The following is a 19,316-nucleotide window of genomic DNA, read 5'->3' as shown; positions in this document are numbered from 1 at the left end:
GCACTGTCCCCCGAGCCCAGGAGGCCGCATGGCCACGCCAGCCGTCCCCGTCCCCTCCATGTTGGTCCGCCTGCTGCGCGAGGACACCGCGCACGCTCGGGAGCACCTCGTCCTCACCGTTCTGCTCGGTTCGCCGTTCCTGCCGCGCGTGCTGCGACAGCTGATCCTGAAGACGGCTGGGGCGCACGTGGAGTCGGCGCCGGGCCCCGGCTTCTCGCTCACCGGAGACCCGCGCAACCTTTCCGTGGCTCGAGGTGTCTACTGCAACCGCGGCGTGACCGTCGAAGCCATCGCACCGGTCACCATCGGAGCGAACGCGGCCATCGGCATGCAGGTCCTCATCATGACGAGCCACCACCCGATCGACGCCGAAGGCCGGTGGAGCGAGACGCCGACCGGCCGTCCGGTGGTCATCGAGGACCGCGTGTGGATCGGCGGCCGTGCGACGATCCTGCCCGGCGCGCACATCGAGCACGACGTGGTCGTCGCGGCCGGCGCGGTCGTCACCGGGCGCCTGCTGGCGCACGGCGTCTACGCCGGCGTGCCGGCGAAGCGCATCCGTGACCTGGCCGGGGCAGACCCGGCCACGGACCGCAGAGCGACCGCCTGACGGCCTGGAGGCGCGGGGCGGCGCCGCCACGGGCCTCCCGTCCGCCTTCCGCATGCGTCCCACCAGTGCCCCGCGCACTTCCGTGCACACCCGCCGTCTGCGACGATGGGCGCGCAGCGGGCGACGGCGCCCGCCCGTCGTGAGGAGTCCACCATGTCCGTGCGTCTCAACCCGTACCTCGGCTTCCGCTCGGGGGCCCGCGAAGCCCTCGACTTCTACCACTCGGTGTTCCACGGCGAGCTCACGATCGGCACCTTCGGCGAAGCCGGCATGAGCCAGGACCCCGCCGACGCCGACAAGGTCATGCACGGGCAGCTCGAGGGCGAGAACGGCCTGCTGCTGATGGCCTCGGACGCGCCGACGGGCATGGAGACGCCGTCGGAGAGCACGATCTCGTTGTCGCTCAGCGGCGACGACCACGAGGCCCTGACCCGCTACTGGAACGGGCTCGCCGAGGGCGCGTCGATCATCGAACCGCTCACGACGGCCCCGTGGGGCGACACCTTCGGGATGCTCACCGACCGGTTCCGGGTCACGTGGCTCGTGAACATCACCGGCGCGGCGAGCTGACGGAGACGGGGACCCCGCCGACGCTCGCGGCGATCGGCCACCGCGGCACCCAGCACCGGACACGGGCGGCGTATCGGCGGAAGTCCTCGCCGAAGCGGGCCTCGAGGTCGGCCTCCTCGAGCGGCCGGACCACGCAGTTCCACACGATCGACCCGGCGAGCGCGTAGACGACGACCATCCACGACCCGAGCAGCAGCCCGACGGCGACGCCCTGCGTGATGCCGGCGAGCGCCATCGGGTTGCGCACCGAGCGGTACGGTCCGGCGACGACCAACCGGTTCGCACTGGCGGACGGCAGCGGGGTGCCAGCGCCCTTGGTCGACATCGCCGCCGCCGACGCGATGCCGAGCGCGCTGGCGAGCGCGAGGACGACGAGCCCGACCACCAGCAGCGCGGTCACGACCGGTCCGGGCAGTGCGGGGTGCAGCCGCCAGCGGTGCTCGGCCGCGGCGATGGCCACGGGGAACACCCCGAGGAACAGCCCCCAGAAGACGACGATCTGCACGGTCGTCGCGACCACGTGCCGTGACGTCGCGGCACCCGGGTCGGCGGTGCGGAACCGCAGTGGACCGGACGTCAACCACTCGGTCGGTACCCGGCCGAGCAGGACGAGGGCGAGGGCCAGCACGGAGCCGACGGTCGCCGCGGTCATGACGACGACGCCCCAGCCGGCCTCGCCGGTGCCGGTCGCCCAGACGGCGAGTCCGGCGAGGACGAGCGCGGTCCACACGGTGGCGACGCTCGCCGAGACCCGCCCGACCATGCCCGCGGAGACCGCCGCGAGCGCCGAGGCCACGACGAAGAGCGGGACGTCGAGGGCGGCGACGACCACCGGGTCCAGTGAGCCGAGCGTGAGCGTCCGGACGGCGGGGACGGTCGCGACGGTGATCCACCACACCGCGCCGCCGAGGGCCTGCAGTGCGAAGTAGAGCCGGCCCCAGGACACGTCTGCACGCTAGCAGTGGGCGACCGCGGGGCGGGTCGGGGTCGGGCTCGGGGGCGCTTCGTGAGCAGAAATGGTCGGGTGCTGCAAGCGAACCCGACCATTCCTGCTCACGATGTGGCGCGGATCAGTCCTCGCGGTTGACCTGCCCGTCGGCGCGCGGCGCGCGGCGCGCGGTGCAGGTCAGGGCGTGACCATGCCGCCGTTCACGTTGAGCGTCTCGCCGACGACGTAGCTCGACTCGTCCGACGCCAGGAAGACGTAGGCCGGTGCGAGTTCGGCTGGCTGTCCGGCGCGGCCCATCGGCGACTCGCTGCTGCCGAACTCGGGCAGCGTCGACGGGTCGACGCCGCCGCTCGGCTGCAGGACCGTCCATGTCGGCCCGGGAGCGACGACGTTCACGCGGATGCCGCGCTCGACGAGCAGCTGGGACAGCCCCTTCGACAGGTTGTTGATCGCGCCCTTCGACGCCGCGTAGTCGAGGCGGTCGGGTGCCGGCTTGTACGCCTCCATGGACGCCGTCGTGGTGATCGTCGCACCGGGCTCCAGGTGCGGGAGCGCCGCCTTGACGAGGCGGAACAGCCCGAAGACGTTCACGTCGAAGGTCGCCTCGAACTGGTCGTCGGTGATGTCGAGCACGTCCGGCTGCCAGCGCTGCTTGCCGGCGACGCTCACCAGGGCGTCGAGTCCGCCGAGTCCGGCGACGGCCTGGTCGACGAGCTCCTGCGCGTACGCCTTGTCACGCAGGTCGCCGGGGATCGCCACGGCGGTGCGTCCGGCGGCACGGATCTGCTCGAGCACGTGGTCGGCGTCGGACTGCTCCTCCGGCAGGTAGGCGATCGCGACGTCGGCGCCCTCGCGGGCGAACGCGATCGCGACGGCGCCGCCGATGCCGGAGTCGCCGCCGGTGATCAGGGCCTTGCGGCCGGCGAGCCGGCCGGTGCCCCGGTAGCTCGTCTCGCCCAGGTCGGGGACCGGGTCCATGGCGGACTGGAGGCCCGGCTCGTCCTGCGTCTGCGGCTCCGGCTTGACGTCGGGGTAGCGGGTGCGCGGGTCGCCGTGTTCGTACTGGTCGGTGGGCATGCGAGTTCCTTCCTGCTCGTGCCTCCACGGAACCCGTCCCGGCTGGACGGCGGCGGAGCGCCATCCGCCCTGCGCACCCGTCCAGGACGGCGGGGTTGCCTCGGGGCCATGAGTGACGACGACGACGACCAGCAGACCGAGCGCGACTTCGCCGACGCGGTGAACATGACCCCGTCGGAGCTCCGCGAGTGGCTCGACACCGACGAGTCGAAGCACGTCGGGCAGAAGCCCCCGGGCGGCGGTGAGTCGACCGGGCACGAGAGCGGGCGGCACGTCATCCGGATCCTCGAGAAGCACAAGGCGGACCGGACCGGCGACGACCACGCCCACATGCGGAAGGTCGTCGGCTACGTCGCCCGGCACTCGGAGCAGCGGCCGGACGGCGACGTGCACGACACCCCGTGGCGGTGGTCGTTGATGAACTGGGGCCACGACCCCGATAAGCACTGAGCCGCCGGCGGCTCGGAACGACGCCGGGCCGCCGCGCGTACCGTGACGCACCATGCCGAACCAACTCAAGAAGCCGGACATGTACGAGGAGCTCCGCAAGGAGGGCAACTCGAAGGAGAAGGCCGCGCGGATCAGCAACGCCGCAGCGGCCCGCGGCAAGGAGGCCGTCGGGAGGAAGGGCGGTGAGTCCGGCTCGTACGACGACTGGACCGTCGCGGACCTCCGGAAGCGGGCGAAGGAGCTCGGCCTGACCGGGTACTCGTCGAAGCGCAAGGCCGAGTTCGTCGAGGCGCTCCGGGATCACTGACCGAGGTCGGCGATCGCGTCGATGCCCTCGGCGATCTCCGCCGCGTGCGTGTGGTGCAGGTAGTGCCCGCCGTCGAGCAGGACGACCTGGCCGTCGGTGACCGACGCCGCCTGCTCACGGTGCAGGCGCTCCCACCCCGGCACCTCCGGGTCGTCGCCCACGACGAACAGGCGGACCGGCAGATCGGCGGGGAACGCGAGGCTGCGGGCGTGCCGGAAGTTCGCGCCGAGGTGCTCGTACTCGTCCAGGTACGTCGCGCGCATGCTGGTGCGGTGTGACAGCAGGGTCATCTGCTCCTTCTGCGCATCGGTGTAGGGCAACCCGGCGTACGCGTCGCCGGACACGGCAGTGAGCACACGGGCGAGCCCGGTGGCCTTCACGAAGCGGAACAGGCCCGACCCGACGGCCTCGTCGATGCCGGGCTGCGTCGGCACACTGCTGTCGATGCCGACGAACGCCTGCACCTCGTCCGGGTACGTGTTCGTGTACTCGAGCGCGTAGATCCCGGCGACCGAGTGCCCCGCGAGCACGTAGCGGTCGATGCCGAGCGTCGACAGCGCCTGGTGCACCTCGTCGACGATGTTCGCGCTGGTCCGGGGCCGGTCGGTGCCGTCGCTCAGGCCGTACCCGAGCGGCTCGACGACCACCACCCGGTGCGTGTCCTGCAGCCGGTCGACGAGCGGGGCGAAGTCGATCACGGGGGATGCCGTGCCGAAGCCGGGCAGCAGCACGACGGTCGATGCCCCGGACCCGGTGACGGCGACGTTGACCCGGCCGCCGGTGACGGGGACGAGTTCGCCGTACGGGCGGATGTCGTCACGTTCCGCCGCCGTCGCGATCGCGTCGTAGGTGGCCGTGCCGCCGAGCGTGAGGGCGCCGAGGCCGACGAGCCCGACGAGCGAGAAGCCGATGATCCGGAGCGGGCGACGGCGTCGGCGTGCAGGGCGGACCGGGGTGCTGGTGGGGGTGGCCGTGGGGTGGTGCGTGTCCATGCCTGCACGCTAGGTCGCGCCTGCGGGGCCGCACATCGGAGCACGGTACCGACGTGCCTCGCCCGCGTCGTACCGCGGGCTGACGTCGGGCGACCGCACGGCGGGTTCGGCATGGGGGAGAATGGCCGGGTGAACGAGACGGGCATGCCGCGCTTCCGACGGATCTGGTCGACCGTGCAGGTCGGCGTGCTGGCGATCGCCGTGGCGTTCTGCATCGTGATGCTCGTGATCGGGCAGGGGAAGCTCGACCGCGTCTACGCCGTCGCCGCGATCTTCTTCGGCCTGGCGCTCGTCGGGCACAGCACGTACCTCTGGCTCCTCGCCCGGAACGCCCGCACCGGCCGCTGAACCGAGGGGGCCGACGCTTCGTCTCCGGTCTCGGCTCGGCTCCGGCTACACGCCGAAGCGCAGCGCCAGCGGTACGAGCAGTCCGGCCACCCAGACGAGGACCATCACGAGCGCACCGATCGCGATGAACCGACGGCGACGACGCAGCTTCGGACTCCGCTCCTCGCCCCACATCTGTGCACGGACCAGCACCCGGTTCGCCTGCTCGACGACCTTGCGGACCTCGGGGTCGTCCAGCTCGAGGGCACCGGACCGGGCGTGTTCGGCGATGACCGTGGCTTCGTCGACGGTCAGGTCGTCCTTGCGCATGCTCCATCCTCGCACCGGGGCGAGGGGTACGGCCCGTCTGTGCGGGAACGGACCAGCAGGCGCGTACCAAGGACGCATGGGACATCGGTACCGCGGGAAGATCGTCGTCGTCACCGGAGCGTCGAGCGGCATCGGGAGGGCCGCGGCGCACGAGTTCGCCCGACAGGGTGCCACGCTCGTGCTCGCCGCACGCGGCCACGACTCCCTGGAGGCCGCCGCCGCCGAGTGCCGTGCACTCGGGGCCGATGCGGTCGCGATCCCGACGGACGTCGCCGACGAGCACCAGGTCGAGGACCTCATCGGCACGGTGACGAGTCGGCACGGGCGGATCGACGTCTTCGTCGGCAACGCGGCCCTGTTCGTCTACGGCCTGTTCGAGCAGACCCCCACCGAGGCGTTCAAGCGGGTCGTCGACACGAACCTCTACGGCCACCTCAACGCGATCACGCACCTGCTCCCGCACTGGAAGCAGCGCGGCACGGGCACCTACGTGCTCGTCGGCTCGATCCAGTCGCTGCTGTCGGCGCCCTACCAGTCGGCCTACGTCACGAGCAAGCACGCGGCGCTCGGCCTGGTCGACGTCCTCGGTGACGAGTTCGCGCACACCGGCATCCGCTTCACCACGCTGCTGCCGTCGACGATCGACACGCCGATCTACCAGAACGGCGCCAACTACACCGGCAAGAACTCGCACCCGCTCCCGCCGACGGTCTCGGTCGAGCGCGCGGGCCGTGCCGTCGTGACCGCCGCCACACACCCGAAGCGGTACCGCTACGTCGGCCGCATCCAGGCGTCGCTCGTCCCGCTGCAGTACGTGTTCCCGGGGCTGTTCCACAAGATCACGAAGCCGATGGTCGAGACCTTCGCGCTGCGCGGGAAGGGCGACCCGACCGACGGCAACCTCTACGCCCCGGCGGACGCCGGCAACGCCACGAACGGCGGCTGGGTCGCGAAGCGACGGCGTGTCACGCGTCCGCTCGTGTGGCTCGGGGGCGCTGCCGCGGTCGGCGCGATCGTCCTCGGCCGCGCACGGCGGTAGCCCCTGAGGCCTGCCGAAACCGGGCGTACCGCTACGAAACGGGCGTACCTGCCGTCATCTTCGTGGCAGGTACGCCCGTTCTCGCTTGCTACCGCAGCCGTTCTGGGAAGGAACGTGCGGCTCAGAAGAGCTTCGCGCTCGCGCGGCGTGCCCCCTCGCCGAGCGACTGGAGCTTCGCCGCGGCGATCTGCGGGTGGATGCGGCCGCCCAGGCCGCAGTCGGTGCCGGCGATGACGCGCTCGCGCCCGACGACCGAGGCGAACCGCTCGATGCGCTGCGCGACCAGGTCGGGGTGCTCGACGACGTTCGTGGCGTGGCCGACGACGCCGGGGACGATCACCTTGCCGTCGGGCAGCGTGACGTCCTGCCACACGGTCCACTCGTGTTCGTGGCGGGCGTTCGCGGCCTCGAACGAGTACGCGCCGGCATCGATGTCGAGCATCAGGTCGACGATGTGGCGGAGCTCGATGTCGGTGGTGTGCGGACCGTGCCACGAGCCCCAGCACAGGTGGAAGCGGACGCGGCTGGTGTCGAGCCCCTCGAGCGCGTGGTTGAGCGCCTCGACGCGGATGCGAGTGAAGGCGCGGTAGTCCTCGAGGCTCGGCTCCGGGTTGATCTGGTCCCAGTTCTCGGCGATCGAGGGGTCGTCGATCTGCAGCACGAGGCCCGCGTCGAGGATGATCCGGTACTCCTCGCGCAGCGCGTCGGCCCAGGCCCAGATGTGCTCTTCGTCGGTGGCGTAGTACTCGTTCGCGACCCGGGCGGCGGAGCCGGGGGAGAGCGCGGTGATGAAGCCGTTCTCGGCACCGGCGGCCTCGACCGCGTGCTTGAGGTTGTGGGCGTCGGTGCGTGCGGCCTCGTGCCCGGTGTAGGCGATCGGGCCGGTCGTGGTGGGGAAGGCGGTGGCGTTCTTGCCGGTACCGATGCCCGACGCCGGGTCGGTGTAAGCCTCGCGGAAGATCGTCCAGTCGCGACGGTCCGGGAAGCTGGTCAGCTGCACGTTGCCCGGGCTCGAGCGGACCGGCTCCTGCGTGAAGATGTCGGCGTCCGTGAGCGAGAGTCCGCTGACGCGCTGGAACGAGTAGCCCCACCACGCGCCGTAGTCGACGCTGTTCGACATCGCCTTGCCGAACTCGCCGTCACCCGGCTGCGTGATGCCGAGGGCGGTCTGGCGGGCGACGACGTCGTCGACGGCCGCGCTCGTCATCGCGCGGACCTCGTCGGTGGTCTCGAGCGTGAAGCCGTCGGCGCCCACGGGGCGGGCGGCGTTCGCGGCGATGAGCTCCGGCGTGCGCGGGAGCGACCCGGCGGTGGTGGCCTGGAGGTGGTCGCTGTTCTCGAAGGGCATCGGCCCAATGTGCCACGGGCCGCCTGCGAGCCGGGCTCCGTTACGCGGCACGACGCGAGCCGGGGACAATGGGACCCCTATGCCCAGCGCACGCCCGACCTCCCGCATCCCGCTCAACACCCTCGCCGCACCGTTCGGCCTGGCCGGCTTCGCGGAGACCTGGTCGTACGCGGCGCCCGTCCTCGGAGTGCCGGCCGTCGTCCCGCAGGTGTTCTGGGTGGTCGCGGCGGTGGCGTGGTCGTGGCTGCTCGGCGCGCACGTCCTGCGGGGCGTCCGGGTCGACGAACGCCTGGTCGACCAGCTCCGTCACCCCGCGCAGGGCCCGATCGCCGCCCTGGTCCCCGCGACGGCGATGCTCCTCGGCGTCGACCTCGCGCGGTTCTGGGAGATCGGGGGGCAGGTCCTCGTGGTGCTCGCGGTGGCGGTCGCTGCCGGGTTCGCGGCGTGGTTGCTGAGCACGTGGTTCGAGGGGCGCCTGACCCTGGAGGCCGTGCACGGCGGCTACCTGCTGCCGACGGTCGCCGCGGCCCTCGTCGCCGCCGTCGCCACGCACGAGGTCGGTGTGGGCTGGCTGTCCTGGGCGTGCTTCGGCGTCGGCGTGTTCTTCTGGGGCGTGATGACCGGGCTGCTCCTCATCCGGCTGTCGTTCCGCCCTGCACTGCCTGACCCGCTCGTCCCCACGATGGCGATCCTCGTGGCTCCGCCCGCGGTGGCGACGGTGTCCCTGTTCGCGCTCACGGACGACGCCCGAACCCTGCCCGTGCAGGCCATCGCGGGCCTCGGGGTCCTCATGCTCCTCGTGCAGCTCGCCCTGCTGCCCCGGTACGTCCGGCTCGGGTTCTCGCTCGGGTTCTGGTCGTTCGTGTTCCCGGCTGCGGCGGTCGCGACGGCGGCGATCGAGTGGTTCCGGGTGCTCGACCTTCCGGTGGCGTGGGTGCCCACGACCGTGCTGCTCGTGCTGCTCACCCTGCTCGTCGTCGTGGTCGGGGTGCGGTCGCTGAGCCTGGCCGCGCGGCACTTGCTCGGGCAGGCCGAGTCGGTGTTGCACGCCGCCGACGACGAGGACGCGGCACCCGCGACGCACTGACGGTGGCGCGGTGCGTCAGCACCCGTTCTGCGACGAACCACGCGTCGAACGACTCGTGGTTCGTCGCAAAACGGGTGCGCGATCCGCGCGGGTCAGGCGCTGACGGTCTCGTCCGCCGTCAGCACCGGGGCGATCGTCCCCGTCCGGGCGCCCTCGTACGCCGCCAGGATCATGCCGAGCACCGCGATGCCCTCGCGCTCCGTGTGGATCGGCCGCGTACCGTCGCGCAGGCACGCCCCGAACGCGCCGATCTCGGCCGCGAAGGTGTCGACCTCGTCGAAGGTGACCGACTCGCTCGTGCCGTCGCGCAGGTCCCACCGCAGCGTCGTGCCGTCGCTCGTCAGGGCGCCGTGTTCGCCGACGACGCTGAACCGCTCGGTGCCGGCGGCCGGGTCGTACGCCCAGCTCGTCACGAGCTGGCCCACGGCGCCGTTGTCGAAGCGGAACAGGGCCTGCGCCGAGTCCTCGCCCTCCATGAACGCCAGCCGGTGCGTGGACAGCATCGCGGTGGCCTGCACGGGGACGCCACCGGCCAGGTGCATGAGCAGGTAGCTCGGGTGGTACCCCGTGTCGATGAGCTCACCGCCGCCGCTCGTCGACGCGTGGGCACGCCAGCCCATGTTCGACGGGTCGAACTCGTTGCGGAACGAGTCGGTGGTGCGGACCTCGTAGACGGTTCCGAGCGCCCCGCCGTCGATGAGTTCCTTGGCCTTGGCGACCGCGGGCATGAACAGCTGGTTGTGCGCGCACATCAGGGTGATGCCGGACTCGGACACCGCGCGCTGCACGTCGGCGGCCTCGTCGGGGCTCAGGCACAGCGGCTTCTCGCACAGCACGTGCTTGCCCGCCTTCGCCGCCGCGACGATCGCGTCGCGGTGCAGGTGGTGCGGCAGGCAGATGTCGACGGCGTCGATGTCCGCCTGCTCGAGCATGGCGAGGTAGTCGGTGAAGAACGGGACGCCGAGCTCCGCCCCGCGTTCCTCGGCCGTGGCCGCGAACGCGTCGGCGACCGCGGCGATGCGGATCGTGTCTGGGTGCTCGGCGTAGCCGGCGATGTGCGCGGACGCGATGCCGCCCCCGCCGATGAGGCCGACGCGGATGATGTCGCTGGACATGGTGACTCCTGTGGTTGGTTCGAGGTGCTGGACTGCTGGGACGGTCAGGCGGGTGCGCCGACGAGGGCGTCACTGGTCGCGGGCTGACCCGCGGCGTCGTTCGCGGCGACCACCAGGCGGGTGAGCTCGACGGCGCGGGCCAGGTTGTCGTCGGCACGCGTGTCGGCGGCGATGTGGTCCACCCACTGACCGAAGGCGTCCTGGGCGTCGGCGGGGACGTCGAGGGTGACCGGCTCGTCGCCGTAGGCCGGTCCGCCGGCGGTGAGCCGGGCCTCCTGGTCGGAGTACGCGAGCCAGCCCCGGGTGCCGGCCACGTCGATCGTGAACGGTGTGCCCGCGACGAAGCCGGCCTCGATGACGCCGATCGCCTGCGAGGCGTAGCCGACGGTGACCACGGCGTGGTCCTCGACCGCGCGGCCGGTGTAGGAGCGGTAGACGGCCTCGACGGTGTCGGGGCGGGCGCCGAGGAACAGCTGCGTCAGGTAGACGGGGTGGCAGCCGAGGTCGGTGAGGGCGCCGCCGATCGCCGTCGCCGGGTCGAAGAAGCGCTCCGGCAGCCACGGTGCGACGGCACCGTCGTGCGAGAGTCGGACACGGGAGTACGTGACGTCGCCGAGGCGGCCCGCGTCGAGCTCGCGCCGGATCGCGGCCGTGTAGCCGTGGTAGAGCCGCGGGAGCGAGACCACGAGCGTGACCCCGGCCGCGTCGCAGGCGGCGATGACCGCGTCGCACTCCTCGACGGTGGGGGCGAGGAGCTTCTCGGTGAAGACGTGCTTGCCGGCCGCTGCCGCGCGCTCGATCACGTCGCGGTGGACGTCGGTCGAGGTCGTGATGGTGACGGCGTCGACGTCGGTGCGGGCGAGCAACGCATCGAGGTCGTCGGTGTACTCGACACCGAACCGTTCGGCGCCGGCTCGGCCGCGCTCGGTGTCGTCGTCCCAGACGGCCACGAGCTCGGTGCCGGGGTGGTCGACGGTCTGCTGCGCGTAGTCGCCGGCGTGGACGTGCCAGAAGCCGAGGACGGCGACGCGCAAGGGGGTGGAGGGCATGTGTGTTCCTTTCGTGGTGGGTGACCAGAGCGTTCCTGCTCAGATCCGGACCTTGTCGTAGTCCTTCGGCAACTTGAACGGCGAGTAGGTCTGCATCATCGGGTCGACGCGGTTCTGCGCCCGCTCGACGGCTTCCTGCGGACTCGCGGTGCCGAGCAGGACGCTCGACCGCGCGTCGGCGAGGGAGTCCCACCACGCGCCGCCGACGGGCAGCGGTGGGCGGCAGGTCGACGCGCCGATCGACTCGGTGAAGAAGCGGATCGACTTCGCGGAGCCCTTCGGGTCCTTGAGCGCCGCGATGTTCGACGGCACGCTCGTGGCCGGCACCATGTAGGTCTCCTGGCCCTGCTTGCTCGTGAAGTACTTCATGAGCTCCCACACGGCCTTGTTCTTCTTCGAGCCCTTCGGCAAGCACAGCGCGAAGCCACCGGACCACGTGTACTTGTCGCCGCCGTCCTGCTGTGTCGGCAGGTACGCGGTGCCCCAGTCGAGGTCCTTCGGGCCGTAGTTGTCGAAGGTCTGGATGGTGGAGGGGACGCTGACCATGAACGCCATCCGGTCCGCCATGAACGCGGTCTGTCCCGGCGGGTGCCCGGTCGGCTCGTAGGTCGCGATGAAGGTGTCGGCGTCCTTGTAGCCGTACCGCTTCGCCCAGTCCTCGTAGAACTCGAAGATGCTGCGGACGCTCTTCGAGTCCATCGTCATCTTCGAGTCCTGCTGGTCGAAGTACGACGCACCGAGGCCGAGCCCCCACGTGAACGGCCAGCCTTCGCCGTACCAGGGGAGCAGTCCCATGTGGGTGTAGTTGCCACCGGACTTCTTCGTGATGCGTTCGCTGACGTCCCACATCCGGTCCATGCTCACCGGGCCGTTGTGCTCCCAGTCGAACTCGTCCGGGTCGATCCCGGCGCCGGTGAGCATCTTCCGGTTCACGAACATGCCGCGGGCGTCGGTGTCGTGGGGGAGGCCGTAGGTCTTGCCCTGGTAGCTGACCTCGCCGATCGTGAACCCGAGCCACTGCGCCAGGAACTCGTCCTTCGGCTGGTCCTCGAACTCCTCGATCATGTCGTCGATCGGTTCGATGAGCCCGATCGCCGCGTACTGCGCCGCACTGAACCGGTCGAGGAGCCACAGGTCGGGGGCGGTGCCGCCGCGCACGGCCGTGATGATGCTCGTGGCGTCGCCGGTGCCCTGCGACGGGACGACGTTCACCTTGACGTCCACCTCGGGGTGGAGCTTGTTGAAGTCCTTGATCACCTTCGTCTGGAACGGCACGAACGTGCCGGTGACACCCCAGATCGTGACCTGGTTCGGGTTGCTCCGACCGCTCGAGCCGGAGGCGCACGATGCGGCGAGGAGCGCGAGCGCCCCCGCACCGCCGGTCGCGGCCGCACCGCGCAGGAACGTTCGTCGGTCGAATGCGCTGCTCACTTGAAGCTCCCGATCTGGACGCCCTTGATGAACGTCCGCTGGAACACGAAGAACAGGACCACGAGCGGCAGGATGATGAGCACCGATGCCGCCATCAGCTGGTTGAACTGGAAGTCCTGCGAGTTGTTGAGGCGGAAGATCTGCAGGCCGATGGACAGCGTCTGCACGTTCTCGTCCTGCAGGTAGATGAGCGGCCCGAGGAAGTCGTTCCAGGCACCCACCGCCGCGAAGATCCCGACCGTGACGAGCGCCGCCTTGGCCTGCGGGAAGACGATCCGCCAGAGGATGCCCCACTCGGAGGCGCCGTCCATCCGCGCTGCGTTGAGCAGGTCCTTCGGGATCTGCAGCAGGAACTGCCGGAGCAGGAACACGTAGAACGCGGACCCGAACAGACTCGGCACGATCAGGGGCAGGAAGGTGTTGATCCAGCCGAGTCGGGCGTACAGGTCGAACATCGGGATGAGCGTGACGGGGAACGGGATGAACAGCGTGGCGAGCACGACGTAGAACACCTTGTCGCGGCCGCGCCACTCGAGGCACGAGAACCCGTACGCGATCACGAGGTTCGAGACCATCGAGAAGAGCGTCACGCAGACCGTGATGATGAGCGTGTTCCGGAAGAACGTGAAGAACGGCATCGCGTCGATCGCCTTGCCGAAGTTCGACCAGTCGAGCCACTGCGGGAACCAGGTGGGCGGGAAGGCGCCGAGTTCGGAGTTGCCCTTCAGCGCCGAGATGACCATCCAGTAGATGGGGATGAGGAACAGCAGGCTCATCGCGATGAGGAGCACGCGGGCGAGGACGGACGACCACGGTGAGCGGATCGAGCCGTCGGCGTTCCGGGAGCGGTCGTCGGCACCCTTGCGACCGCGGGGCCGGACGGACTCGATCGACGAGGTGACGGTGTCGCGGTCCGGGTGTCGTTCAGTGCGCAGTGTCATCGGTCACTCCCCGGTCACGTCGTAGTTGACGAAGCGCTTGGACAGCCAGTACACGAGCCCGGACAGGATCATGCCGGCCAGGAACAGCAGCACGGCCATGGCGCTGGCGAACCCGAGCTGCGCGTAGCTGAACGCGTTCTTGTAGAGGTAGAGCATGTAGAACAAGGTCCCGTTGTCCGGGCTGCCGAGTCCTCCGGTGCCGGACGAGATCACGTACGCCTCGGTGAAGACCTGCAGGCCGTTGCTGATGCCGGTGATCAGGTTGAACAGGATCACGGGGGAGAGCAGCGGCAGCGTCAGCGCGAAGAACTGCCGGATCGGTCCGGCCCCGTCCACGCGAGCGGCTTCGTACAGGGTCTTCGGGATCCCGCGCAGCCCGGCGAGGAAGATCAGCGCCGCGTTGCCGGCCCCCATCTGCGCGAGTGCGACGATGACGAGCTTCGCCGTGGTCGGGTCGCCGAGCAGGTTCGTCGCCGGGATGCCGACGAGCTTCATGACCTGGTTGACGAGGCCGGTCTGCGGGTTGACGAGCACCACGAAGATGAACGCCAGCGCGAAGGTCGGGATGAGCGACGGGATGTAGAGGGCCGTCCGGTACCAGCCGATCTCGCGGACGTCCTGGTTCATCGCGATGGCGATCACGATGGCGATGACGATCCCGACGGGCACCGCGATGACGGCGTAGAACAGGGTGTTGCCGACCGCGGTGTGCACGAGCGGGTCGATGAACGCGGCGACGTAGTTGGCGAACCCGACCCAGGTGATGTCGGCCATGCCCGAGTACCGGGTCAGGCTGATCGCGAACGAGTAGATCAGGGGGTAGGCGATGAACACCAGCACGCCGAGGATCCACGGCGAGATGAACGCGATGCCGACGCGCAGCCGGCGCTTCTCGGCCGGGGTCCACGGATGCTTCTCGCGTGGTCGTCGACGGACCGCGACGTCACCGCCCGTGCGCGTCCGTGGTGGTGCAGTGGTTCCGGATCGTGCGGTCGTCGTCACGAGCGTCCCTTCCGACCCCGTGCCACGCCGGTGTGGCACGGGCGAATCCGTCGTCGGACGGGCGAACCGATCGCACCGTCGCGGTTTCAATCCAATTGATTGACAAATTCGTATGACCAGAGATGCTAGGGACCATGTCCGAGCCGCGTCAACCCCTTCCTGACACCGTGGTGCAGGGCAGAACGGGCGGCACGAACCTCGTGCGCGTCGGGGTCCAGAACCGTGCGCTGGTGCTCGATCTCGTCCGTCGCCGGGGACCGTTCGCCCGCGCCGAGCTGATGCGTGCGACCGGGCTCAGCGCGCAGACGGTGTCGAACATCGCGGCCGGACTCGTGGCAGCGGGACTCGTGCGCGAAGCACCGGGCGGCGGACGACGACTCGAGGTCGTCGCGGGGTCGCGGTCGGCGATCGGGGTCCACCTCGACCCGGCGCACCTCGTCGTCGTGCGCACCGACCTGACCGGCGCCGTGCTGGCCGTCGAGCACGTCGACCTGGACGCGACGGACGACCCGGCGCGGACGCTCGACACGATGGCGGCGGCGGTGCACCGGGTCCGCGGCGACGGCAGTCGGGCCCGCTCGCGCACGGGCGTGCCCGCCCCTGCCGGCATCGGCCTCGCCGTCCCCGGCTCGATCGACCCCGACGGCGTCCGGATGGGCACCCCCGCGCAGTTGCCCGCCTGGTGGTCGCTGCCGGTCACCGACGAGCTCGCCGCCCGGACGGGTCTGCCCGTGCGGCTCGAGAAGGACGGCGTCGCGAGCGCCCTCGGCGAGGTCTGGTCCGATGCCGGTGCCGACGACCTGGTCTCCGTGTTCCTCGGCCACGGCATCAGCGCCGCGACGGTCGCCGCTGGCGAGGTGGTCCGCGGCGCGACCGGCAACGCCGGCGAGTTCGGTGGCATGCCCGTCGAGGCGCACGGCCGCTGGACCGAGGTCTGGGAAGCCTGCCAGCCCCTGCAGCAGGTCCGGCGCGGGATCGATGCCGGGCTGCTCCCCAGGGGCATCCCGCTCGACCGCGCCAGCGACGTCCGGCACGCGTTCGAGCGGCTCTGCGCGACGCCGTCCGCGGCGCCGCTCGTCGCCGAGGCCGGCGCCGCCCTCGGATCCGCGCTCGCCCACGTCGTCGAGCTGCTCGACGTGCCACGCGTCGTGATCGGTGGCAGCGCGGCCCTCGCCGGCGGCGACGTCTTCATCGCGGCCGTCCGCGAGCGGCTCGCGGTCCGCCTGCCGAACGGACCGTTCCCGACGGTCGCGGCGACCGCCTTCGGCGAGGCCTCGGTGGCCCGTGGCGCCGCCTGCGCGGTGCTGCAGGCCGACCTCGCCGTGCCTGCCCCCGTCGGCCGCGGCGCCGGCGTCGCTACGGGGCGTCGACCGGGAGGCCCGGTGCACGTCCGCAGCATCGCCCACCCCTGGTGAGCGGGAGGGTCCAGGGCGTCGGGTCGGCCGTGCGCGTGACGTCGCGCGACGGGGACGTCGCGTTCGCGGCCCGGGCGTCGTAGCGTCGGGGGCATGAGCACGACGACGCCGACCGCACCCGACTCCGCCACCGCGTGGGCGGCCTGGCACGACGCCCACGAACGAGCCCGGGCGAGCGAGCACGGCTTCCTCGCCATCACGAGCATCCGGTGGCTGACGAGCACGCCCGAGCGGTTCGACGACGCTCCGGGCACGTGGTCGACGGGCGAGGACGGACCCGTCGTCGAGCTCGCGGACGGCGAGACCATCACGGTCGACGGGCAGCAGGTCACCGGTACCCACCGCTTCGGACCACTGCCCGAGCGCTCGAGCACGAACGTCGTGTGGCAAGACGGCGACGAGATCGTCGTGATCGAGGTCGCCCGTCGTGGCGGCAGTGACGTCATCCGGCCCCGGCACCCGGGCAACCCGACCCGGACCGAGTACCCCGGCACCCCGACGTACGAGCCGTCGGACCGGTTCGTCGTCGACGCGCACTTCGAACCGTTCGACGAACCGCGCGAGGTCACCGTCGGCTCGGTCGTCGACGGGCTGCAGCACGTGTACGCAGCGCCGGGCGTCCTCACCTTCGACCTCGACGGGCCGCGGTCGCTCCTCGCGTTCAACGGGCACGGCGACGGTCTGCACGTCCTGTTCACCGACCGCACCAGTGGCGTCACGACCTACGCCGCGAACCGGAGCCTGGACATCGCCGCCCCGGATGCCGCCGGCGCGACCCGGATCGACTTCAACCGCGCGACGAACCTGCCGTGCGCGTACACCGCGCACGCCACGTGCCCGCTGCCGCCGGCCGAGAACCGGCTCGACGTCGCGGTCGAGGCGGGGGAGCGGCTGCCCGCCTGACCGGTGTCGCTGGGGCCGCGCACTCCCGGCCCGGTCGACGCCGAACGACGAGGTCGATGTCGTACGACGTCGAGGACGTCGTTCGTTGCGCGCGCGGGTCGTTGCAGCCGCGCGGGAGCGACAGGGCCGATGTCGTGCGACGTCCACGGTGTCGTTCGGCGTCGGCGGTCGGCGTGCGCGTCAGCGTGAGGGCACGCGCTGCCAGGTGGTCGTCGCCCGCCACGCCCGCGCATCGAACGCGAACACGCTGCCCATGCCGGGTTGGTCGAGCGTGCGTGACACCGGCGCTCCCGTCAGGGCGGCGAGGAGCAGCGCCCCGACCGCACCGTGCGACACGATGGTCGCGTCGCCCGCCGCAGTGAGCCGCCGGACCGCTCCGACGATGCGGGCCTGGGCGTCGACGGCCCGCTCCCATCCGCGGACCGATCGGGTCGGTTCTGCGAAGAACCGGTCGACGACACCGTCGAACTCGGCCGGCGGCAGGTAGCCCGTCGCGCTGCGGTCGATCTCGCCGAGCAGGGGATCCTGCGCGGGCACGAGCCCGACCGCGGCCCCGAGCAGCTCGGCGGTCTCGACGGCCTTGCGTTCCGTGCTCGACACGAGTGTCCGGACGCCCGGCTCCCAGGCCAGCGGACCCGACCGCGCTGCGCGTGCGCGTCCCGCTGCGGAGAGCCCCCACGACTCGATCGGCTCGGCGGGTTCCACGACGACCTCGGCGTGGCTCAGGAAGTACGAGACCATCCGGCGATCCTGGCACGGACCGGGGTGGTGCGCGCGTCGGGGGCCAGCCGTAGGGTGAGCGCGTGGAGTTCCCGGGGGAGGCGGCCGGCGCGCGTGACGCGTCGACCTCGCCGGGGTCACCCCGGGGCACGCAGGACCAGCAGGACGACACGCCCCGAGCAGGCGAGCGCGCTCCGCGCGCGACGCTGCACGGAGGCACCGACAGGTCCTCCGGGAACCCCACGCCCCTCTCCGTCGTCACCGCGGCGCTGGCCGATGCGTTCCTGACGGCCGAGCGGTGGGCGGCGGACGAGCTGGCGGCCGCCGGGTACGTGGTCGTCGGCGTCGAGCGCGCGTACGTCGGGCTCGCGGTCGCGGCTGCGCTCGAGGCGTACCCCCGGCCACCGGTGGACGCTCCGCGCCAGCTCGCCGCCGTGCTCGCCGTCGCACCCCGGCTCGTGGCGCTGCACCGGTCGCGCGAAGACCGCCGGCCGGTCCGTGTGCTCGTGCGCCGGGCCACCGCGGTGCGTGCCCGTCCGGAGACCGCGAGTCCGTTGCTCGTCGACACCCTGCCCGAGCTCGCCCGGGCACTCGACCTCACCGTCGGCCGGTTGCTCTGGCTCGCCGACACCCGCGCGTGGAACCGTCGCTCCGGGCCCTCGAGCCCGCTCCACCACTACCGACACGAGTGGATCACCCGACCCGGTCGAGCACCGCGCCTGCTCGAGAAGCCGATGGACATGCTCCGCCGCACGCAACGGACGATCCTCGACGAACTCCTGACGATGCTGCCCGTGCACGACGCCGCGCACGGGTTCGTGGCCGGCCGGAGCGTCGTCACGGGAGCGGCCGTGCACACCGGCCAGCAGGTCGTGGTCACCGCCGACCTCACGACGTTCTTCGCGAGCGTCAGCGCCCCGACGGTCTACGGCGTCTTCCGGGCCGCTGGGTTCGCTGAACCGCTCGCGCACGTGCTGACCGGGCTGTGCACCCACCGGGTTCCGGTGCACGTGCTCAGCGCGATGCCCGCCGGTGGCTCGCCGGAGGAGCGCCACGCGCTCCGCCAGGCGCTGGCGACGGCGCACCTGCCCCAGGGGGCACCGACGTCGCCCGCGCTGGCGAACACCTCGCTCCGGCACCTCGACGCCCGGCTGGTCGGGTGGGCCGGCGCCGTCGACGCGGTGTACACCCGCTACGCCGACGACCTGACGTTCAGCGGGGGAGACCAGCTGGCCGCGCGACCGGACGCGTTCCTGCGGGGCGTCGACCGGATCGTGACCGAGCAAGGGCACCGCCTCAACCCGTCGAAGACCCGGGTGCGGCGCCGCGGGGTCCGGCAGTCGGTCACGGGCGTCGTCGTCAACGAGCGGACCTCACCAGGGCGCCGCGAGGTCGACCGGCTGCACGCCGTCCTGCACAACGCCGCGGTGCACGGGCCGGCCTCGCAGAACCGTGCGGGACACCCGGAGTTCCGGGCGCACCTGCTCGGGCGCATCGGGTGGGTCGAGCAGGTCAACCCGGGCTGGGCCCGACGGCTCCGCGAGGAGTTCGCGCGCATCGTGTGGTGAGGCCGTCCGCGCACCGTGTGACGTCCGGTTGCGCTCGGTTGCCCCGCGTTGCGTCGCCCTGCCGCTCGCCGCGCGCACCTGGGTAG

Annotated in this window: 21 protein-coding genes; 10 read left to right on the top strand and 11 right to left on the bottom strand. The window is 71.6% G+C overall.

Features of this window, described 5'->3' with window-relative positions:
• The first annotated feature begins 28 nt into the window (after nucleotides 1-28).
• Nucleotides 29-610, top strand: coding sequence for a DapH/DapD/GlmU-related protein (locus tag EDF23_RS03215; RefSeq protein ID WP_131920402.1), 582 nt, complete (start codon nucleotides 29-31; stop codon nucleotides 608-610).
• Nucleotides 611-763: 153 nt separating this feature from the next.
• On the top strand, nucleotides 764-1,180 hold the full coding sequence (locus tag EDF23_RS03210) for a VOC family protein (protein WP_123672882.1): 417 nt from the start codon (nucleotides 764-766) through the stop codon (nucleotides 1,178-1,180).
• On the opposite strand, the gene EDF23_RS03205 is transcribed toward EDF23_RS03210, so the two are convergent.
• Both EDF23_RS03205 and EDF23_RS03200 read right to left on the bottom strand, forming a co-directional pair.
• Nucleotides 1,161-2,126: an isoprenylcysteine carboxylmethyltransferase family protein gene (locus EDF23_RS03205; protein ID WP_131920400.1), complete on the bottom strand. Its 966-nt coding sequence runs from the start codon at nucleotides 2,124-2,126 to the stop codon at nucleotides 1,161-1,163. The genes EDF23_RS03210 and EDF23_RS03205 overlap by 20 nt on opposite strands.
• 180 nt (nucleotides 2,127-2,306) lie before the next feature.
• A complete protein-coding gene (locus tag EDF23_RS03200; RefSeq protein WP_123938225.1) occupies nucleotides 2,307-3,206 on the bottom strand; it encodes an SDR family oxidoreductase in 900 nt (299 codons plus the stop codon).
• 108 nt (nucleotides 3,207-3,314) lie between these two features.
• Between EDF23_RS03200 and EDF23_RS03195 the strand changes: the two genes are divergently transcribed.
• The gene (locus EDF23_RS03195) at nucleotides 3,315-3,656 is read left to right on the top strand and encodes a DUF3140 domain-containing protein (protein WP_131920398.1); all 342 of its coding nucleotides are present in this window, start codon (nucleotides 3,315-3,317) and stop codon (nucleotides 3,654-3,656) included.
• A gap of 52 nt (nucleotides 3,657-3,708) precedes the next feature.
• A complete protein-coding gene (locus tag EDF23_RS03190) occupies nucleotides 3,709-3,963 on the top strand; it encodes a Rho termination factor N-terminal domain-containing protein (protein ID WP_131920396.1) in 255 nt (84 codons plus the stop codon).
• On the opposite strand, the gene EDF23_RS03185 is transcribed toward EDF23_RS03190, so the two are convergent.
• Nucleotides 3,957-4,955, bottom strand: a complete 999-nt coding sequence (locus EDF23_RS03185) for an alpha/beta hydrolase (RefSeq protein ID WP_131920394.1) — start codon at nucleotides 4,953-4,955, stop codon at nucleotides 3,957-3,959. The genes EDF23_RS03190 and EDF23_RS03185 overlap by 7 nt on opposite strands.
• 144 nt (nucleotides 4,956-5,099) lie before the next feature.
• On the opposite strand from EDF23_RS03185, the gene EDF23_RS03180 reads away from it, so the two are divergent.
• Entirely contained in the window at nucleotides 5,100-5,303 is a 204-nt protein-coding gene (locus EDF23_RS03180) for a hypothetical protein (protein ID WP_111085656.1), read from the top strand.
• 45 nt (nucleotides 5,304-5,348) lie between these two features.
• Here EDF23_RS03180 and EDF23_RS19095 read toward each other — a convergent pair whose 3' ends face one another.
• On the bottom strand, nucleotides 5,349-5,612 hold the full coding sequence (locus EDF23_RS19095; RefSeq protein WP_123672725.1) for a hypothetical protein: 264 nt from the start codon (nucleotides 5,610-5,612) through the stop codon (nucleotides 5,349-5,351).
• Nucleotides 5,613-5,688: 76 nt separating this feature from the next.
• On the opposite strand from EDF23_RS19095, the gene EDF23_RS03175 reads away from it, so the two are divergent.
• Complete coding sequence (locus tag EDF23_RS03175) at nucleotides 5,689-6,651, top strand: SDR family NAD(P)-dependent oxidoreductase (protein WP_165900986.1); 963 nt, start codon at nucleotides 5,689-5,691, stop codon at nucleotides 6,649-6,651.
• Between the two features lie 121 nt (nucleotides 6,652-6,772).
• Here the strand turns inward: EDF23_RS03175 and EDF23_RS03170 are convergent, their stop codons facing one another.
• Entirely contained in the window at nucleotides 6,773-7,999 is a 1,227-nt protein-coding gene (locus EDF23_RS03170; protein WP_131920392.1) for a cobalamin-independent methionine synthase II family protein, read from the bottom strand.
• 79 nt (nucleotides 8,000-8,078) lie between these two features.
• On the opposite strand from EDF23_RS03170, the gene EDF23_RS03165 reads away from it, so the two are divergent.
• Entirely contained in the window at nucleotides 8,079-9,086 is a 1,008-nt protein-coding gene (locus tag EDF23_RS03165; RefSeq protein ID WP_131920390.1) for a transporter, read from the top strand.
• 92 nt (nucleotides 9,087-9,178) lie between these two features.
• On the opposite strand, the gene EDF23_RS03160 is transcribed toward EDF23_RS03165, so the two are convergent.
• From EDF23_RS03160 to EDF23_RS03140, 5 genes are read right to left on the bottom strand one after another with little or no spacing between them, the layout of a single operon-like run.
• A complete protein-coding gene (locus EDF23_RS03160; RefSeq protein WP_123340474.1) occupies nucleotides 9,179-10,201 on the bottom strand; it encodes a Gfo/Idh/MocA family oxidoreductase in 1,023 nt (340 codons plus the stop codon).
• A 44-nt stretch (nucleotides 10,202-10,245) separates the two neighbouring features.
• Nucleotides 10,246-11,250, bottom strand: coding sequence for a Gfo/Idh/MocA family oxidoreductase (locus EDF23_RS03155; RefSeq protein ID WP_123292635.1), 1,005 nt, complete (start codon nucleotides 11,248-11,250; stop codon nucleotides 10,246-10,248).
• A 39-nt stretch (nucleotides 11,251-11,289) separates the two neighbouring features.
• The gene (locus EDF23_RS03150; protein WP_165900985.1) at nucleotides 11,290-12,681 is read right to left on the bottom strand and encodes an ABC transporter substrate-binding protein; all 1,392 of its coding nucleotides are present in this window, start codon (nucleotides 12,679-12,681) and stop codon (nucleotides 11,290-11,292) included.
• Complete coding sequence (locus EDF23_RS03145) at nucleotides 12,678-13,622, bottom strand: carbohydrate ABC transporter permease (protein ID WP_111085649.1); 945 nt, start codon at nucleotides 13,620-13,622, stop codon at nucleotides 12,678-12,680. The genes EDF23_RS03150 and EDF23_RS03145 overlap by 4 nt, the downstream gene beginning before the upstream one ends.
• A gap of 3 nt (nucleotides 13,623-13,625) precedes the next feature.
• Nucleotides 13,626-14,624 carry a sugar ABC transporter permease gene (locus EDF23_RS03140; protein ID WP_131920386.1) on the bottom strand — a complete coding sequence of 333 codons (999 nt, stop codon included), beginning with the start codon at nucleotides 14,622-14,624 and terminating at the stop codon, nucleotides 13,626-13,628.
• A gap of 134 nt (nucleotides 14,625-14,758) precedes the next feature.
• On the opposite strand from EDF23_RS03140, the gene EDF23_RS03135 reads away from it, so the two are divergent.
• Together EDF23_RS03135 and EDF23_RS03130 are read left to right on the top strand one after the other, a co-directional pair.
• A complete protein-coding gene (locus EDF23_RS03135) occupies nucleotides 14,759-16,039 on the top strand; it encodes an ROK family transcriptional regulator (RefSeq protein ID WP_165900984.1) in 1,281 nt (426 codons plus the stop codon).
• A gap of 93 nt (nucleotides 16,040-16,132) precedes the next feature.
• Nucleotides 16,133-16,942 carry a DUF1684 domain-containing protein gene (locus EDF23_RS03130; RefSeq protein WP_131920382.1) on the top strand — a complete coding sequence of 270 codons (810 nt, stop codon included), beginning with the start codon at nucleotides 16,133-16,135 and terminating at the stop codon, nucleotides 16,940-16,942.
• A 180-nt stretch (nucleotides 16,943-17,122) separates the two neighbouring features.
• Here the strand turns inward: EDF23_RS03130 and EDF23_RS03125 are convergent, their stop codons facing one another.
• Nucleotides 17,123-17,683 carry a histidine phosphatase family protein gene (locus EDF23_RS03125; RefSeq protein WP_131920380.1) on the bottom strand — a complete coding sequence of 187 codons (561 nt, stop codon included), beginning with the start codon at nucleotides 17,681-17,683 and terminating at the stop codon, nucleotides 17,123-17,125.
• A gap of 62 nt (nucleotides 17,684-17,745) precedes the next feature.
• Here EDF23_RS03125 and EDF23_RS03120 point away from each other — a divergent pair, with 62 nt between their 5' ends.
• Nucleotides 17,746-19,230 (top strand): reverse transcriptase family protein, encoded by a 1,485-nt coding sequence (locus EDF23_RS03120; RefSeq protein WP_131920378.1) that lies wholly within the window; start codon nucleotides 17,746-17,748, stop codon nucleotides 19,228-19,230.
• Nucleotides 19,231-19,316: the final 86 nt, after the last annotated feature.

The organism is Curtobacterium sp. PhB128, assembly GCF_004340725.1.
GTDB lineage: Bacteria > Actinomycetota > Actinomycetes > Actinomycetales > Microbacteriaceae > Curtobacterium.
This window is presented reverse-complemented; position numbering and strand designations above follow the sequence as displayed.